15 protein-coding genes and 1 pseudogene are annotated in these 16,186 nt (G+C 70.7%); 9 read left to right on the forward strand and 7 right to left on the reverse strand.

From position 1 onward, the window contains the following. Nucleotides 1–62: 62 nt before the first annotated feature. The 4 genes from ACFYT9_RS18165 to ACFYT9_RS18180 all read left to right on the forward strand — a co-directional run bounded on the left by ACFYT9_RS18165 (nucleotide 63) and on the right by ACFYT9_RS18180 (nucleotide 3,665). Entirely contained in the window at nucleotides 63–968 is a 906-nt protein-coding gene (locus tag ACFYT9_RS18165) for a carbohydrate ABC transporter permease (protein ID WP_389164884.1), read from the forward strand. After that, nucleotides 965–1,816 (forward strand): carbohydrate ABC transporter permease, encoded by an 852-nt coding sequence (locus ACFYT9_RS18170; RefSeq protein WP_389164887.1) that lies wholly within the window; start codon nucleotides 965–967, stop codon nucleotides 1,814–1,816. The genes ACFYT9_RS18165 and ACFYT9_RS18170 overlap by 4 nt, the downstream gene beginning before the upstream one ends. Nucleotides 1,817–1,824: 8 nt before the next feature. Then, on the forward strand, nucleotides 1,825–2,712 hold the full coding sequence (locus ACFYT9_RS18175; protein WP_389164890.1) for a Gfo/Idh/MocA family protein: 888 nt from the start codon (nucleotides 1,825–1,827) through the stop codon (nucleotides 2,710–2,712). Nucleotides 2,713–2,822: 110 nt separating this feature from the next. Next, entirely contained in the window at nucleotides 2,823–3,665 is an 843-nt protein-coding gene (locus ACFYT9_RS18180; protein ID WP_389164893.1) for a formylglycine-generating enzyme family protein, read from the forward strand. A gap of 114 nt (nucleotides 3,666–3,779) precedes the next feature. Here the strand turns inward: ACFYT9_RS18180 and ACFYT9_RS18185 are convergent. After that, nucleotides 3,780–4,195 (reverse strand): annotated as a pseudogene (locus ACFYT9_RS18185) (transposase); the annotation flags it as partial. Between the two features lie 79 nt (nucleotides 4,196–4,274). On the opposite strand from ACFYT9_RS18185, the gene ACFYT9_RS18190 reads away from it, so the two are divergent. Continuing rightward, complete coding sequence (locus ACFYT9_RS18190; RefSeq protein WP_389164896.1) at nucleotides 4,275–4,907, forward strand: hypothetical protein; 633 nt, start codon at nucleotides 4,275–4,277, stop codon at nucleotides 4,905–4,907. 131 nt (nucleotides 4,908–5,038) lie between these two features. Here ACFYT9_RS18190 and ACFYT9_RS18195 read toward each other — a convergent pair whose 3' ends face one another. The 4 genes from ACFYT9_RS18195 to ACFYT9_RS18210 are packed head-to-tail and all read right to left on the reverse strand — an operon-like array spanning nucleotide 5,039 to nucleotide 11,355. Beyond that, a complete protein-coding gene (locus tag ACFYT9_RS18195; protein ID WP_376595724.1) occupies nucleotides 5,039–5,518 on the reverse strand; it encodes a hypothetical protein in 480 nt (159 codons plus the stop codon). Beyond that, entirely contained in the window at nucleotides 5,506–10,302 is a 4,797-nt protein-coding gene (locus tag ACFYT9_RS18200) for a putative T7SS-secreted protein (RefSeq protein ID WP_389164899.1), read from the reverse strand. Before ACFYT9_RS18200 ends, ACFYT9_RS18195 begins: the two co-directional genes overlap by 13 nt. Nucleotides 10,303–10,304: 2 nt before the next feature. Beyond that, the gene (locus tag ACFYT9_RS18205; protein WP_387271796.1) at nucleotides 10,305–10,964 is read right to left on the reverse strand and encodes a hypothetical protein; all 660 of its coding nucleotides are present in this window, start codon (nucleotides 10,962–10,964) and stop codon (nucleotides 10,305–10,307) included. Further along, nucleotides 10,954–11,355 (reverse strand): SseB family protein, encoded by a 402-nt coding sequence (locus tag ACFYT9_RS18210; RefSeq protein WP_387271911.1) that lies wholly within the window; start codon nucleotides 11,353–11,355, stop codon nucleotides 10,954–10,956. Before ACFYT9_RS18210 ends, ACFYT9_RS18205 begins: the two co-directional genes overlap by 11 nt. A gap of 1,051 nt (nucleotides 11,356–12,406) precedes the next feature. Here ACFYT9_RS18210 and ACFYT9_RS18215 point away from each other — a divergent pair. The 4 genes from ACFYT9_RS18215 to ACFYT9_RS18230 all read left to right on the forward strand — a co-directional run bounded on the left by ACFYT9_RS18215 (nucleotide 12,407) and on the right by ACFYT9_RS18230 (nucleotide 14,523). Next, nucleotides 12,407–12,550: a pirin gene (locus tag ACFYT9_RS18215; RefSeq protein ID WP_389164902.1), complete on the forward strand. Its 144-nt coding sequence runs from the start codon at nucleotides 12,407–12,409 to the stop codon at nucleotides 12,548–12,550. A gap of 285 nt (nucleotides 12,551–12,835) precedes the next feature. Then, nucleotides 12,836–13,309: a hemerythrin domain-containing protein gene (locus ACFYT9_RS18220; RefSeq protein WP_389164904.1), complete on the forward strand. Its 474-nt coding sequence runs from the start codon at nucleotides 12,836–12,838 to the stop codon at nucleotides 13,307–13,309. Nucleotides 13,310–13,401: 92 nt separating this feature from the next. Then, nucleotides 13,402–13,743, forward strand: a complete 342-nt coding sequence (locus ACFYT9_RS18225) for a hypothetical protein (RefSeq protein ID WP_389164906.1) — start codon at nucleotides 13,402–13,404, stop codon at nucleotides 13,741–13,743. Nucleotides 13,744–13,824: 81 nt separating this feature from the next. Beyond that, nucleotides 13,825–14,523: a DUF6766 family protein gene (locus tag ACFYT9_RS18230; RefSeq protein ID WP_389164909.1), complete on the forward strand. Its 699-nt coding sequence runs from the start codon at nucleotides 13,825–13,827 to the stop codon at nucleotides 14,521–14,523. A 69-nt stretch (nucleotides 14,524–14,592) separates the two neighbouring features. On the opposite strand, the gene ACFYT9_RS18235 is transcribed toward ACFYT9_RS18230, so the two are convergent. Together ACFYT9_RS18235 and ACFYT9_RS18240 are read right to left on the reverse strand one after the other, a co-directional pair. Next, nucleotides 14,593–15,468 (reverse strand): SDR family oxidoreductase, encoded by an 876-nt coding sequence (locus ACFYT9_RS18235; protein WP_389164912.1) that lies wholly within the window; start codon nucleotides 15,466–15,468, stop codon nucleotides 14,593–14,595. A 40-nt stretch (nucleotides 15,469–15,508) separates the two neighbouring features. After that, nucleotides 15,509–16,132: a flavodoxin family protein gene (locus ACFYT9_RS18240; protein WP_389164915.1), complete on the reverse strand. Its 624-nt coding sequence runs from the start codon at nucleotides 16,130–16,132 to the stop codon at nucleotides 15,509–15,511. Nucleotides 16,133–16,186 lie beyond the last annotated feature (54 nt).

Genomic DNA, 16,186 nt, shown 5'->3' on the forward strand with positions numbered 1-16,186 from the left:
TGTCCGTGCACACACCTCCGAGCACCGCCTCGGCCAGCAGAACGCTCCGTCATCCTGAGCCCATGCGCCACTCTCCGAGCAGCCGGGCGGCCCGCCGCCGGCTGAAGCGCCGCGAGGCCACGGCGGGGATCCTCTTCATCCTGCCCACACTCGTCATCTTCGCGGTGTTCAAGTTCTTCCCCATCGCCGGCGCCGGGGCCATGAGCCTCACTCGCTACCGCCTCAACGGCGACATCACCTGGCTGGGGGCAGAGAACTACACCCGCCTGTTCTCCGACCCCCACTTCTGGAAGAGCCTCGGCGTGACGGTGAGCTACGTGCTCATCTTCGTGCCGCTGATCATCGTCGTCTCCCTGGCCGGCGCACTGCTCCTGAACAAACTGGTGCGGTTCACCGGCACGTTCCGGGCCGTGCTCTTCGTTCCCTACCTCAGCTCCTTCGTGATGGCCGGCATCATCTGGTCCTGGATCTTCGACATGGACGGTCCGCTCAACGCCGCGCTCGGCGGGCTCGGTCTCGGCCCGGTCCCGTTCCTGTCCGGGAACCAGCTCCTGGTCCTCGCCGGCCTCGCGCTGGTCTCGGTGTGGAAGGGCTTCGGCTACTCGATGCTCGTCTTCCTCGCCGGGCTGAAGGCCCAGCCCGCCGAGGTGCACGAGGCGGCACGCCTCGACGGGGCGAGCAGCTGGCAGGCGTTCCGGCACGTGACGCTCCCGCTGCTCAAGCCCGTCATGTTCTTCGTCCTCGTGATCGAGACGATCATCGGCTTCCAGGTGTTCGACACCATCTACGTCATGACCGGCGGCGGCCCCGGCCGGGCCAGCCACAGCCTCATCTACTTCCTCTACGACGAGGGCTTCAAATTCCTCGACTTCGGCTACGCGGCGGCGATCGGCATCGTCCTCTTCGTCATCGTGCTCGTCCTGTCCCTCGTCCAGCGGCGCCTCGTCGAAGGCAAGGAGACCAAGTGAACACCCCGCCCTCCGCCCTCGGCGCCGGCCGTCCCGGCGCCCGCCGGCCCCGCAACTGGCCGCCGGCCCTCGCGCTCACCGTCATCTCCCTCTTCACCATCGCACCGCTGATCGCCGTGGTGGTCCTCGCTCTCTCGCCCGAGGACGCGCCCACGCTGCCGCACGCGATCCCCGACTCGCTGACGCTCGACAACATCACGCGGATCTTCGAGGTCGGCGAGTTCCCGCTCTGGCTGTTCAACTCCTTCGTCTACTCCGCGGTCTCCGTGGTGGTCATCCTCCTCACCGCCTCCATGGCCGCCTACGCACTGGTACGCAAGCGGTTCCCGGGACGCAACGCGGTGCTGTGGGCGATCATCGCCACCCTGATGGTGCCGATGCAGGCCACCCTCATCCCCACGTTCGTCCTCGTCGCACGCATGGACGGCGTGAACACGCTGTGGGGTCTGATCATGCCGACCCTGGCCAACGCCCAGGCGGTCTTCCTGATCCGGCAGTTCGTCCGTGACCTGCCCGACGAGCTGTTCGACGCGGCGCGGATCGACGGAGCGGGGGAGTGGCGGACCTTCACGCGGATCGTGCTGCCGCTGATCCGGCCGGTGCTGGCCACGCTCGCCATCTTCGTCTTCCTCTGGCACTGGAACGATCTGCTGTGGCCGCTGGTCGTGGGCCAGACCGACGAGGCCCGCACACTGACGGTCGGGCTCGCCACCCTGCACACCGAGACGGTGTCCACGGCCGGCATCATGTCCGCCGCCTTCGTGAGCTTCATCCCGTGCTTCGTGATCTTCATGGTCCTCCAGCGGCACATCGTCGCCGGCGTCACCTCGTCGGGGGTGAAGGGATGACGTACGGCGTGACGGCACCACCCCTGCGGTTCGGGCTCATCGGCGTCGACTCCCCGCACGCTCCGTCCTTCACCCGCCTGTTCGGTGACGGTGTCGACGGTGCCGTGCCGGGCGGCACCGTCGCCGCGGCCTGGAAGGGCGTGGCGGCCGGGGACTTCCCGCTCAGCCGCGACCGCATCGACGCCTTCGCCCAGGAGGTGTCCGACCTGAGGGTGCCGCTGTACGGCACTCCGGAGGAGGTCGCCGAGAGTTGCGACGCCCTGCTCGTGGTCGCCTCGGACGCCCGCACCCACGCCGGGTACTTCAACCGGCTGGCGCCCTTCGGCAAGCCGGTCTACGTCGACACGCGCTTCGCGCTCACGTCGGACGACGCCCGGGCCATGCTGGCGACGGCCGGCGCCCACGGGTGCCTGCCGCTGGCGGGCTCGCCGAAGCGCTTCACTCCCGCGTTCCGTCGCGCGGCGGGCCGGGGCCGTGCCGACCGTGCCGACCTGACCGGCCCGCTGCCCACCCAGCCGGGCCACCCCTTCCTGGCCTGGTACGGCGTCCACCTGGTCGACCTCGCGGTCGCTGCGCTCGGGCCGGGATGCGCGCACGTCGACGCCTCGACCGGCGACAGGGTCACGCTGACCTGGGCGGACGGAAGGACGGCGACCCTCGGCGGCGAGGAGCGGTGGTCACCGCTCACGACGGGGTGCGTGAGCGGCCCGGACGGAGACCGCGACTTCACCATCGAGGCCGGACCGCCCATGCTCGCCGGCCTGCTCACCTCGATCGTCGACGCCTGCCGCACCGGCATCCCCAACGTCCCCGCGGCGGAAGTGCTCGACATCGTCGCGATCGTCGAGGCGGCTCATCGCAGCCGCACGAGCGGCGCGCCGGTGACCCTGTCATGACCCGTCAGCGGTCGTGCTGCTCCGCGAGCCGCGAAACCGGACGGGAGTGGCAGCAGCCCGGGCCTGGGCCGACCCCGGCGGCGGAACGGTCGGCGTCCGGACATCCCGGCATGGTGCTCCTGCCCGGCGGTAAGTTCCTGATGGGCACCGACGCCGGAGACGGGTACGCCGCCGACGGAGAGGGGCCGGTGCGCGAGATCCGCCTCGCCCCGTTCCTGATCGACACCACGACGGTCACCAACGAGGCGTTCGCCGAGTTCGTCGACGCCACCGGGTGGGTGACGCTCGCGGAGCGGTTCGGCACGTCCTTCGTCTTCGCCGGACTGCTGCCCGACGACGCACGCGGCGGCCGCCCCGTGCCGGCGACGCCGTGGTGGAGGGAGATCGCGCACGCGGACTGGCGCCGCCCGGAAGGCCCCGGATCGGACATCACCGACCGCATGGACCACCCGGTGGTCCATGCCACCTGGCGTGACGCCCGGGCCTACGCGAAGTGGGCGGGCAAGCGTCTGCCCACCGAGGCCGAATGGGAGTACGCGGCCCGGGGCGGTCTGTCACAGGCCCGCTATCCATGGGGCGACGAGCGCGAGCCCGGAGGGACGCACCGCATGAACGTGTGGCAGGGCGAGTTCCCCGCGCACAACACCGGCGCCGACGGCCACCTCGGCACCGGACCGGCCACCGCGTACGAGCCCAACGGGTACGGGCTGTACAACACCTGCGGCAACGTGTGGGAGTGGTGCTCCGACTGGTTCCACCCCACGTGGCACGCGACCGGCCCCCGGACCGACCCCGTCGGGCCGCCGCGCGGGGACCGCAAGGTGATGCGCGGCGGCTCCTACCTCTGCCACGAGAGCCACTGCTTCCGCTACCGGGTCGACGCCCGCAGCTCCAACACCCCTGACAGCAGCGCCGGCAACATCGGCTTCCGCTGCGCCGCGGACACCGGCTGACCGGGACGCGCCGTCCTCGTACACACCCCTGATGGCCCGACGCGGCGTCGCCCACGGCTCCGGACTGGGCAAGGTGCGCTGGGTCGTGGCCAATGCCGCAGGTGGTTGTCCGCTCGGTGATCAGGTGGATCTTCGACCCGTACTTGCCCCGGTCGACAGGATGCGGACCTGTCAGGTTCCCTTTCCATCGCCCGCATGCTGACCGAGTCGATCGCGCGGCGCGACCAGTCCAGCTCGCCCCGGGAGCCGAGCTCGTCGAGGACCAGGCGGTGCAGCTTGGCCCAGACCCTGGCCTTCGACCACTCTGCGAACCGGCGGTGGACCGTGGCCCCGGACGGCCCCAACAACACGGCAGGCAGCCGCTGCCACGTACACCCGGAAGTGGCCACGAACACGATCGCGGCCAACACCTCACGGTCACCATGCCGACGCCGGCCACCACCCTGCGGTCGCGAAGCAGCCTCCGGCATCACCCGCTGAAACAACTCCCACAACCCGTCGGGCACCACACGCTCGACAACCCCCTGCACGCCTCGCAGCCTACCGACGCATAGGAAGCGTGCCGTAATTACGACGCCCGGCGATGACAAGCCGTGGCAGGATCACCGGATGTCCAACGACGTTGCCTATCCCGTCTTCCGTACCCCCGACCCGACACTCGCCCTGCGCACCGCGCGCCGTCTCATGGAGTTCGGCCGCTGCGAGCACTCCGAGGTCTGCGCGTACGCGGAGCTTTCCTCCGTCGCGGAGGTGCGGCGGCTGGCGAAGGCCATGTCCCAGGGACGGTTCTGCGGGGCATCTGAACTGGACGAATTCGAAGGAGTGCCGTTCGAGGACCGGCCTGCTCTCGTCGTCGGTGTCGAAGCGAGCGGCCTGCCGGCCGAGGAAGCGGCGTTCGAGGGACGGCTGCCGGTGGAGTGGGAGGCATGGAATCTGCCGATCGGCAGTATCGAGGCGGATTTCACCGCGGCGATCGGCCAGAACATGGGCCTGATCAACTGGGACACATTGCAATGGCCAGCCGCGCCCGAGACGGGATTCTACGGCGAGTCCAAGCACGCTGAGGTGACACTTCTCTTTAACACCGCCACCCGCGAGCTCGATGAGCCCACCGACGATCACAGCGTCCTCGTCCACGTCCGCAGCGCCGTCTTCGACGGCCGCCAGACAAGCGAACCGTACGCGCATTGGCTCGCCGCGCAGGTGGATCTCACGGTCATCGGGCCCGCGCAACGGTGCTGAAGGGACCCACCAACCCTCGCAAACAGCTGCCACGACTCATCCAAACGCGGCCCGAGGCCGGTTCCCCCCTCGCGCGGGCATGGTCCCGGCGCGTGAGGGGACCGGATGACGTCCTCGTCGGCGTGGTCGCGTCAGGCGGGGGGGGCCTCCAGGGCCACCACGACCATGACAGGGAGGTCGGTGTCGGGCTGGACCACGCCGGCGGTCAGGATCCGGTCGTCGAGGGTCCACTTCCTCACGGCGATGAACTCGTCCTTGTCCTCCGCCGTCTGCTCGGCCTCCACGAGGTGGCCGGCGAGGGGGGACCGCTCGATCTCGGGGAGGAAGTCGGCAAGGGCTCGCTCCCCCTCCTCGTAGACGGAGTCCAGGTCGTCGAAGTAGCCCGACTCGTCCACGTCGCGGATCCACACGGTGAACGAGACGGTGACCGTCCCGCTGCTGAACGTCCGGATCCAGGCCCCGGCGCCGTCCTTGTCCCAAGAGGTCTCCACGCCGTCCCGGGTCTTGCCGCCGGGCGTCCACCCCTGGGCCGAGAACCGCCCCGCCGCGCCTTCGGCGGTCAGCGGGGCGAGGCCCCTGAGCTGTTCCAACATCGCGATCACTGCAGCCATGAACTCATTCCACTCATGCCGTTGCCGGGCACGTGATACGCCCTCAGCTGCCCGCTCGCGTAGGCCTCGGGGAAGGCCTTGGACAGCACCTCGTTCACATGCGCGGCACCCCATTCATTGGACACCATATAGCGGACGCCCTTGCCTCCGAGGTCCTCGTTGAGGGCGAGGAGCTTGTCGGCCTGGGTGGTGATCCTGCTCTCGTCGTAGTACTTGAAATCGGGGTTGTAGGGCGACTTCTCCCACTCGGAGACCCGGTCTCCGCCGGTGAACTTCGCCTCCGTGATCCAGCCGTCCCGCGGGCCGCCGTCGACGTGGACCTCCCGGCCGTCCGGCAGGATCCACTGCTGTTCGTAGCTCTGGTCGGTGACGAGCCGCTGGTAGCGGAACGACGGACGTTCCATCATCTTCTCGGTCAGCCAGCCCAGCCCCTTGAACTGCGAGTACGGGGAGAGGCCGAGGGGGTCGCAGACGGTGAACGGGTTGTGCACATAGGCGACCGGGTTCGGCGCGGGGCCGAGACCGAGGGGGTCCGGGGAGGTGTAGCGGCCGGTCTCGGGGTCGTAGTGGCGGAAGAGGTTGTAGTGAAGGCCGGTCTCCGGGTCGTAGTACTGGCCAGGGAAGCGCAGCGGAGTGTAGGCCGTGCCGGCACGGGCCCAGGCGGTGGTGCCCCAGAGGGTGCTCCTGGTCTGCCAGGCGATGACGCCCGACTCGTCGACCAGTTCGGTGGGTGTTCCCACGAGGTCGGTCGCGATGGCGAAGAACCGGCGGTCGACCTCCTCCTGACGGCTGTCCGGGGTGAGGAGGCGTTCGGTCTGGGTCAGCGGGATCAGGCCGCGGTGGTCCCAGGTGAGGGCGACGACGTGGGGGAGATCGGGGGAGTGCACCGTCTGCTCGCACAGGGTGGTGCCGTCCCAGGAGAAGCGGACCTCCTCCGCGACGCCCTCGCCGTCGGCGGTGAGGCGCTGCTTCGCGGTGCGGCGGCCCAAGGGGTCGTAGCGGTAGCGCCAGCGGGTGCCGTCGGGGGTGACGACGGACGCGAGGCGGTCCTCGGCGTCCCACTCGTAGCGCCAGGTGTCGGGCTTGCGCGACAGGCGGGTCCGTTGGCGCAGGGTCACGCGGCCGAGGGAGTCGTACTCGAAGCGGACGCCGCCGGCCCTGGTGAGGGAGGTTCCGGCGTACGAGCGGGCGCCGGTGGCGTCGTGCCCGGGGTGGGACTCCGGCCAGGAGGCCGCCGTCTGGTTGCCGGCGGCGTCGTAGGCGTAGTGCTCGGTCCATCCCTCGGCGTGGACCGCGCCGACCCGGCCGGTCGCGTCCAGGTCGAACGTACGGGAGCCCGACAGGCCGTCAACCACGGAGGTGAGGTGGCCGTCGGCGCGGTAGGCGTAGTGGCGGTGGTTGAGGGAGCGGCCCGCGGCCGTCAGGTGCTGGGCGCGGATCCTGCCGGCCTCGTCCCAGGCCGAGGTCAGGGTGAGGGAGCCGCCGAAGGCGCGCTCGATCTCCCGGCCGGCCTCGTCGTGGGCGAAGGTGACCTCGCGGCCGCCGCTGGTCATCCGGGCGGGGCGGCCGGCCGCGTCGTAGCCGTACGTGGTGACGGCGCCGGTCGGGGTGGTGCGGCGGGCCCGGCGGCCGAGGGTGTCGTAGGCGTAGTTCATGGCGCGGCCGTCGACGAGTTCGGTCTTGATGCGGCCCCGTCGGTCGTACGCGTAGACGATCTCGCTGTCCGGGCCGGTGACGTTCAGCAGCCGGTCGGCCCGGTCGTACGCGTAGGTGGTCATCCTGCCCGCCGCGTCCTTGCGGACCGTCCGGCCGAGCTGGTCGTAGGCGTAGGACACGGTGCGGCCGAGGGCGTCGGTCCGGGAGGTACGCTGCCCGGCGGCGTCGTAGCGGTAGGTGAGGGTACGGCCGTCGAAGTCGGTCTCGGAGGCCAGCCGGCCCGCGGCGTCGTACGTGTACGACCAGGTGCCGTGCGGGCCGGTGACCCGGGTGAGCCGCAGCTCCGCGTCGTGTTCGAAGGTGTGGCGGGTGCCGTCGGGTCCGGTGCGGGTGGTGAGCAGGTCGAAATGGGTGTAGTCGAACCGGGAGGTGGCGCCGGCCGCGCCCGTGTGGCTGAGGGGGTTGCCCTCGCCGTCGTGCGTCCATGTCTCGGTGGCGCCGTCCGGGCCCGTGCGGCGCACGAGGTTCCCGTCCTCGTCCAGGTCGACCCGGGTGACGTTGCCCACCGGGTCGACGGTCCGCGCGATCCGGCCCAGGGCGTCGCGTACCAGGAGCGTGGTGCCGCCGGCCGGGTCGGTGACGGCGACGGGCAGCCCCGCCGCGTCGCAGCGGACGGTCGTGGTCGCGCCGAGGGCGTCGGTGAAGGTGGTCAGCCTGCCCCGCTCGTCGTAGGCGTACCGGCTGGTGGTGCCGGCCGGGTCGGTGACGGCGACGCGGTTGCCTCGCTCGTCGAACTCCTGGAGCCAGCGGGCACCGTCCGGGCCCCGGAACTCCGTGGAAGCGCCCGACGCGTCGCGCACGGTGCTCAGTTCGCTCCCGTCGGGGCGGGTGACGGTGAGCAGGCGGTCATTCGCGTCGTGGGTGAAGGAGGTGGTGCGGCCCAGGGGATCGGTGCGGCTCAGGGTGTTGCCGCGGGCGTCGTAGGCGAAGCGGGTGGTGTGGCCGAGCGGATCGGTGGTGGCCACGACCCGGGAGTGCCGGTCGATCCGGTGCCGGGTCGTGTGTCCCGCCGCCGTGGTGAGGGCGGTGGTGCGATGACCGGTGTCCGGGTCCGGCTCCGTGTAGGCGAGGGTGATCTGGACGTGCCCGGCCTCGCCGCCCTCGGCGACGACGCGGTCGCGGTCGTCGTAGACGTAGTCGTAGCGGCTGCCGTTGGAATCGATCCAGGCGGTGACGCGGCGGTGGTCGTCGTAGAGGAAGGTGGTCGTGGCGCCGGACGGCTTGGTGACGGTGGTGAGGTTGCCGTCCTCGTAGCCGTAGCGCATCAGGGGAAGGTCGGCCCCGTCCCTTCCCGCTCCCGCCAGGGAAAGGGAGGTGATCCGGCCGTCGCTCACCGCGGTGGTGACCCGGCGGCCGGCGGAGCAGGTGAGGGCGAGCGGGGTTTCGTCCTCGTCGCGCTCCACGGCCCAGCCGTTGCCGTGGCGGTCCTCGACGCGGTCCAGCCAGGCGGTTCCGTCGCCGCCGGGCCCGCTGCCGGAGGGGGCGGTGAAGAAGCGGGTCAGACCGGTGCCGGGGTCGGTGACGGTGTAGTCGCCGTCCGTCCCGCGGGCCAGCCGGGTGCGGGTGGTCCCGGAGTCGGGCTCGGTCGGGGCGCCCGGGGCGGGGTGCGGGTAGGCGATCAGGAGGCCGTCCGCGGTGACGTGGAGGACACCGGCCGCGTCCACCTCCAGGCGTTCGTCCACGGTGGAGGTCCACGAGGGGCCGAGGAAACGGCCCGCCGACAGACCGGACTCGGTGCGGCGGGTGAAGGCCAGGGGCAGGGTGCCCGGCAGCACCAGATCGGTCTGGGGCAAAAACATTCTGCCCGAGGCGAGGTCGACCGGGTCGGTGCCGGTGACGACGCGCCGCCCGTCAGGACGTGTGTACGTGCCGTCGGGAGCGTCGTCGACCAGCCTGCGGAGCCGGGCCGCGTCCGCCGCGTCCGCGGCGAGGCGAACCGCCTTGGCCGCGGCCCCGCCGCCTCCGGTCGCCACGGTCAGGGCCGCGTCCGGCAGCAGCCGGCCGAAACCTTCCGCCGGGTCCTTCATGAAGTCGCTGATCATCTGCTTGCCGGTGCCGACCGGGTCGTTGACGGCCACGACGAGTCCGGCGGCGAGGCTGTTGAGGCTGGTGGCGTACTCGGCGGGGTGGGTCAGGTTGTACGGGTCGAGCGGATTGATCCCCCGGACGAAGTTGACCAGCCCCGCTGTGCCCTTGATGACGCCGGCACCGACATGGTCCTTGATGATCTGGAACTCCTGCAGACCGTCGCCCAACTGCTCCGCGTACGAGGGCTTCTTCGGAGCCATGTCACGGGCGGCGCGGACGGCGGTGCGGGCGGTCTCCGCGGCTGTGTTCCGCTGGGTACGCGCCTGGGCGAGGAGCTCCTGCGCGTCCCGCATCAGTGCCTTGCCCGGGTCCTCGAAGGTCGGTGCGGGGCAGGGCGGCAGCGTGGCGGGGTCGCGCTTGTCCGGGGCCTGGGCGTTGTAGCGGTCGACGGCCTTGTCGTAGTCGTCGACCCGCTTGCGGTGCGCGTCGGCCGCGTTCTGGGAGGCCTTGACGCCCTCTTTCCACACCTCGATCGCCGTCTGCGCCTGGTTCTGCGCCCAGGTGACGGTGCCGGCGAACGCCTCCAACGCGGCGGCCGCCTTCTCGCAGGCGTCCGCACCCGTGAACCACTTCGGCGGCTGGGTGCTCACCGCGGTGCGCAGCGCCTCGGCCGCCTCGCCCTTCAGCCGGGAGGAGTCGAGCCCCCTCAGCCCGTCGCCGGAGCTGTCGAACGCCTTCTGGAACGCCCGGAGTCGACCCGCGGTGGAGCGGATCTTCGCGGGGCTGCCGTAGATCAGCTTGGTCTTGTCCTCGGTCTGTCCGAGGTCCATCTCGTCGACCTCGGCGCCCATCCGGTTCGCCACCGAGCGCGACTGTTCCCGCACCCAGTCGGCGCCGGACTCCCAGCCCACGTCGTCGAGCCGGTCGCCGGTCCACTTCCCGGCGTCCTCGACGCGGTTGCCGACCCATTCGACGCCGTCCTCGACGGCGTCCTCGACGACGTCGGGTGTGATGTCACTGACGAAGTCTCCGAAACCCATCCTCAGCCGCTCCCGCCCGCATCACCCTGCTGCTGCGCCTGCCGGGCGCGTTCCTCCGGCGACGGCCCGAACGTGTCGTCCAGGGCCTCGTTCCACTGGTCGTCGGAGATGCCGAGGGCGTCGTTGAGCATCTGCGACTGCCGGCCGCCCTGTCCCTCGGTCAGGACGGTGCGGCCGGTGTCCTTCCAGGTCTGTTCCATGTCCTGGCCGGCCTTCTCGAACGACTCGGGGCTCCAGTCGGGGTTCAGGTAGTCGGGCGTGAAGACGTCGCCCCAGTCCTGCTGGGCGATGTCCTTCTCGTCGGCGTGCGGGTTGCCGCCCATCACGGAGTTGAGGCCGACCTTGAGCGCGCCCTCGACGTACTGGTCGTGCTCCCACTGGGTGCCCGCCGCCAGCCCGAGGCGGTTCGCGAGCGAGCTCGCGTCGTTCACCAGGGCCCGTACGCCCCACTCCCAGCGTTCGCAGAAGTCCTCGAAGTCCACCGAAAGCCCGTGGTGCCCGGCCTCCATACCGGTCATGGCCAGGCCTGAGAACCCCTTGCCCATCACCGACCCCGTGGCACCGCCGAGGTCGCCGAGCCCGTCGATGACCGCTCCCACGCCCTGCGTGAACTTCGCCACCGACGCCTGGTCGAAGGAGAGGTCCGCCCCGTCACCACTCACGCCCGCTCCTCCCCTCGGCGGGCCCCGCCGGAGGGCTCGACCCCACCGGACGGGTCGGTCCCACCGGACCGGTGGGATCCGTCAGGCCCGCGTCGACCGCGGCGCCGGGCGGGACGATTCCGGTGACCGGCGGGAAGAACATCGCCCCGTCCGTGTCCGCGATGTCCACCGCGATGCCGGCGGGCTCGTCCAGGGCGGGCACGATCTCGTCCACGATCCGAGCCCCGAGGAGGGCGACGTAGTCCATCGGCCGGTCGCCCGGACCGTGGTGGACGGCGAAGCGGGCCAGAGCCGTCTCGTCCGTGAACGCGCAGATCCAGCGGACCCCGCCCGAACGCGCCGACCACAGGCCGACCCCGGCCGACGGGACCAGGAGGACCGTGCGCCGCATCTCGCCCACGAGCGCCCGCGGGTCACCGGTTCCCGCCCGCTGTTCGGAGATCCGCCGAGCGAACGTCGTTCTCGGCTGTGCCATGGCCCTCCCCTTCCTGGTCAGCTGATGGGCACCCTAGAACAGGACGCGCCGTGGCGGGAAATGGTTCTTCAGGGCCCGGCCGGGCCGAAGCGCGCCCGCCCCGGGACGCGGGTCCGAGCCGGGAAGCGCGGGCCGACACAGCGCGACAGGCTCGGGGGAGGCGGTGCCGGGAGGTGCGGGCCCTTGCCGATTCTCGATCCCGCCGCAGCGTCGCCAGCCCCTGGAATTCGACGCGCTCGTCCCGGCCGCCTGACGCCGGTCGATGAGACGTGAGGCCGACAGTCCTCGACGGAGACTGTCGGCCTCACGTGTCCGCTCACCCATGGCCATCCGATCCGTGCCCGAATGCCCGAGTTCAACGCTCCGTAGTCAGCACCGAACCAGCACGGGAGCGGTGGGCAGGGGTGCTGACGTGGGGTTCCAGGTCAGCACCAAACCAGCACCGTAGTGAGAACCCCGTCGTCAAACTGGGGCAGAAATAGCCATATCGGACGCCCTCTTGCGGCGAGTGCAATCCCCTATCCGTAATGAGTTCGACCCTCTCGGAGGGCCTCCGCATGGTGGCCGCCCGCACCTTCGGCCACCGAACTATGGTGTGCAACCACATACACGCGTGACCAGCGGGTTTCTACGGTGTGGCGACACGGAATCGTCCCCATCGCCTGCTCGGAAGTGGTGCACATGGCCGCCGCAAGACCCACTGCCACGTCCCCCGGATCCATCAAGCGCATCGTCGCCGCCAGCCTGATCGGCACCACCATCGAGTGGTACGACAACTCATTCGATCAGGGTTAGGACCTGCGCCTTTTCCCATTACGACCGGTGAGAACCAGCACCGAACCAGCACGGGAACGGAGCGTGCTGGTTCGAGCCGGAGGGCGGCGCGGTCCGACCCTGAACGGGCGGCTTTTTGCTCGGAGTCGGCGTCACTCAGTGTGATTGCTGTCGCGGCGCTGCATCGGTGGCCATGTTGTGGTGGAACGTCGTCGGCAGCGCCGACGTGGACATCCGCAAGGCACGCGAGGACTGGATGAAGAGCGACCGCTTCGGCGAGGCCAGGGGCTACGACGGCGCCTGCCTGGACGCCCCGGAGGTCCCCCGACGCAGCTGAAGGCGTCACGGTGGGCCGGCGGTCATGGCGCCGGCGCAGGGCGAGACGTGCATCCGGGAGAGGCTGGCTCGGCGGCCGATGTCCGCCTGTCGAGAAGGGCGATGCGCAGGTGGAACGAGCGAGGTCGTCCACGACGTCGCAGGCCGGCTCGGTGGTGGCGATGGCGCCGCCTGTCCCTTAGGCCGGGCGGGCGGTCTGTCGCGTTGTGGCGGGCCGGGGCCGCCGTCCCTCGGGGCTGTCCGGGGATGGTGGTGCTGATACTCGGCACCGGTGGAGGGAATGGACATGGATGCGATCGTGCTGCTGCGCGAGGACCACAAGACGGTGGAGAAGCTGTTCAAGCGGTTCGAGAAGACCGGTGAGGACGATCTGGCCGAGCGGCGGGCCATCGCGGACGAGGTGGTCAGTGAGCTGACCGTGCACGCGTGGATCGAGGAGCAGGTCTTCTATCCCGCCGCACGTGAGGCCGCTCCGGACACCACCGATCACATTCTCGAAAGCATCGAGGAGCACCACGCGGTGGTGTGGATGCTGTCCGAGCTCAAGGGCATGGATCCCTCGGACGAACGCCTCAAGGCGAAGATGAGCGTGCTGATGGAGAACGTGCGCCATCACGTCGAGGAGGAGGAGCAGGAGTGGTTCCCTGACGTACGCAAGGCCATGGGCCGTAACCGCCTCACCGAGATCGGCGAGCAGTTGGAAGCTGAGAAGGCAAAGGCCCCCCGCGACCCCCTGGCCGTCCCGAGCGCCGACGAGTGACCGCCGCCGCCCCGCCTCCGCGGAGGCGGCCGGGGCAGCGGCGGCACGCCGCCCTGCTCGCCGCCGCGGTTGTGGTGTTGTGCGGGTGCGGGGTGTCCCAGCCGCGGCTGGACGGCGCGCGCCGGGCCGCCGCCGAGTTCGAGAAGAGTCTCGCGCGCGCCGACTACGCCGGCGCATGTGCGCTGCTGGCTCCGCAGTCCCGCCGGCAGCTCGAAGAGGATGCCGCCCGACCCTGCGGTCAGGCCCTGGCCGGCGAGGAACTGCCCGCCGGGGGTGCGGTGCGCGCGACGCAGGTGTACGGGCGGCAGGCCCTGCTCCATCTGGATCGGGACACGTTGTTCCTGTCGCAGTTCGCCGGCGGCTGGAAGGTCGTGGCCGCGGGCTGCGAACCAGCGGCCGGCCTGCCCTACCGGTGTGCGTTGGAGGGCGGTTGAGTTGCGCTTGCTGTTCATCACCTGCCTGGTCGTCATCCTGGGCGGGCTGGGCTACTTCATGGCGATCGGGGCGATGAACCGGTGAACGGCCGACTGCAGGGCGCTGGGGGTGGCTTCTGGCGGGACAACAGCCTCACCCTCGCCTTCGGTATCGCGTTCCTCCTGGTCCTGGGCGGGCAGGCGCTCGCCGGGCACGCCGGTTTCAACGAGGACCTGGCCGTCGACGGGATGCAGCAGCTGACGCTCGGCGAGTACCTGATGTCCTCGGACTTCGCCGTCGACGTCACCGAGAACTGGCAGTCGGAGTTCCTCCGGTTCTTCCTCTACGTCTTCGGAACCGTCTGGCTCCTCCACCGTGGCTCGCCCGAGTCCAAGGAGCTCCACAAGGCCGGGACCGAGAGCGACAGGGACCAGAAGATCGGTGATCACGCCCACGCCGACTCGCCCCGGTGGGCCGGCACGAAGGACTGGCGGCAGCACCTGTACTCACGCTCCCTGGGGGCCGTGATGGCCCTGCTGTTCCTCCTGTCCTGGCTGGCCCAGTCGATCGCCGGAACGGCCGCGTACAACGAGCAGCAGCTGCGCGACCTCCTGCCGCCCGTCTCCTGGGCCGGCTACCTGGCGAGCGCCGACTTCTGGGACCGCTCGCTGCAGAACTGGCAGTCCGAGCTGCCGGCGGTGGCCGCCATGGCCATCCTCTCCGTCTATCTGCGCCAGCGGGGATCACCGGAATCCAAGCCGGTGGGAGCGGCGCACACCTCCACGGGCGTGGAGGGCTGAGCCCCAGGTCGGGGAACCAGCCGCCCGACCGCCCCTGCTCAAGCTCTCGCGGGGGGCGTGGCTTCTGGTTCAGGGCAGGGGGGTTCCGCCGGTGGCGTTGACGATCTCCCCGGTGATGTAGGTGTTCTGGGGGGAGGCGAGGAAGACGTAGGCGGGTGCCATCTCGGCCGGCTGGGCGGGCCGGCCCAGCGGGGCCTTCTCACCGAAGTGGGTCGTGTCGGGCATCGTCGCGGGGATCAGGGGTGTCCACACGGGGCCGGGGGCGACGGCGTTGACGCGGATGCCGCGCTCGGCGACCATCTGCGCCAGCCCGTGGGTGAAGGAGATGATCGCCGACTTCGTCATCGCGTAGTCCAGCAGGTGGGGGCTGGGCTGGTAGCCCTGGACGGACGCGGTGTTGATGACCGACCCGCCCCGCGGCATGTGCGCCAGAGCTTTCCGGGTGAGCCAGAACATCCCGTACAGATTGGTCTTCATCACCCGGTCGAACTGTTCGGTGGTGATGGCCTCGATCCCGTCGGGCTGGGACATCTGGTAGGCGGCGTTGTTGACGAGGATGTCGACGCGCCCCAGCTCCCTCACCGTCCGGTCGACAAGCGCCTCGCACTGCGCTTCGTCGCGGATGTCGCAGGTGACGGCCACCGCCTTGCGGCCGGTCTCCCGGATCAGGCGGGTGGTCTCGGCGGCCTCGTCCGCCTCCTCGGGAAGGTGGGTGAAGACGACGTCCGCGCCCTCCCGCGCGAAGGCCAGGCACACAGCCCGGCCGATCCCGGAGTCGCCGCCGGTGACCAGCGCCGCCCGGTCCGCGAGCACGTCGTGGCCTCGGTAGGTGTCCTCCCCGTGGTCGGGCCGCGGATCCATGGCCTCGGTCGAGCCGGGATGCTCCTGCTCCTGGTCGGGAAGCGGCGGCTGCGGGTGACGGGTGACAGGGTCGGGGGACGGCACGGTGATGGCTCCTGTCGTGGGGAGACGGCGGACGGGTGCGTCAGCTCGCCGGGTACGGGGCGGCCTTGAGCCGGCGGGCGAGGTGGGCGGTGTTCGCGGCGAGTGTCCTGGTGGTGGCCGCGGTCTTCGCGGGTGTCTCGTCGAGGTCCTGGTAGTCGGTGCCCTGCATGGCTTCGCCGACCCAGTAGGTGACCGCGTTCGGGGCGAGAGTGAAGCCGACGTCGTTGAGGCCCTGGAACAGGTCGGCGCTGACCTTGTGCGCGCCGTCCTCGTTGCCGACCACGCACACCGCGGCGGCTTTGCCGTAGGTGAGCATGCGGCCCTGGTCGTCGCTCTCGCCGAGTTCGGCATCGAGGCGCTCCAGGACGCGCTGGGCGATGCTGGAGGGGTGGCCGAGCCAGATGGGCGTGGACAGGATCAGGATGTCGCAGTCCAGGATGGCGGCGCGGATCTCCGGCCAGTCGTCCCCTTCGCCCATGTCGATCTCCACGCCGGGTTTCACGCGGTGGTCGACGACCCGGACGACCTTGCCCGTCACGCCGTGCTCGGCGAGCGCGGTCATGGTCTGCTCGGCCAGCAGCTGCGAGCTCGACCGAGCCGGCGAGGGGGACAGGGTGCAGACAAGAGCGACCGCGCGCAGCGGAGCGTGATGGCTGGGACTCATGCTGAGCGGCTACCCGCCCGCCCGACGTCGCTATCACCCCGGTCGGGATTCCTC

This window comes from Streptomyces sp. NPDC004435 (genome assembly GCF_042873895.1).
Lineage (GTDB): Bacteria > Actinomycetota > Actinomycetes > Streptomycetales > Streptomycetaceae > Streptomyces.

What these genes read in the sequence shown, in the direction of transcription:
- ACFYT9_RS18195 (WP_376595724.1), bottom strand. Translation starts at nt 5,518, where the DNA reads ATGGCTGCAGTGATCGCGATGTTGGAACAGCTCAGGGGCCTCGCCCCG.
- ACFYT9_RS18180 (WP_389164893.1), top strand. Translation starts at nt 2,823, where the DNA reads ATGGTGCTCCTGCCCGGCGGTAAGTTCCTGATGGGCACCGACGCCGGA.
- ACFYT9_RS18200 (WP_389164899.1), bottom strand. Translation starts at nt 10,302, where the DNA reads ATGGGTTTCGGAGACTTCGTCAGTGACATCACACCCGACGTCGTCGAG.
- ACFYT9_RS18240 (WP_389164915.1), bottom strand. Translation starts at nt 16,132, where the DNA reads ATGAGTCCCAGCCATCACGCTCCGCTGCGCGCGGTCGCTCTTGTCTGC.
- ACFYT9_RS18215 (WP_389164902.1), top strand. Translation starts at nt 12,407, where the DNA reads ATGTTGTGGTGGAACGTCGTCGGCAGCGCCGACGTGGACATCCGCAAG.
- ACFYT9_RS18190 (WP_389164896.1), top strand. Translation starts at nt 4,275, where the DNA reads ATGTCCAACGACGTTGCCTATCCCGTCTTCCGTACCCCCGACCCGACA.
- ACFYT9_RS18220 (WP_389164904.1), top strand. Translation starts at nt 12,836, where the DNA reads ATGGATGCGATCGTGCTGCTGCGCGAGGACCACAAGACGGTGGAGAAG.
- ACFYT9_RS18165 (WP_389164884.1), top strand. Translation starts at nt 63, where the DNA reads ATGCGCCACTCTCCGAGCAGCCGGGCGGCCCGCCGCCGGCTGAAGCGC.
- ACFYT9_RS18210 (WP_387271911.1), bottom strand. Translation starts at nt 11,355, where the DNA reads ATGCGGCGCACGGTCCTCCTGGTCCCGTCGGCCGGGGTCGGCCTGTGG.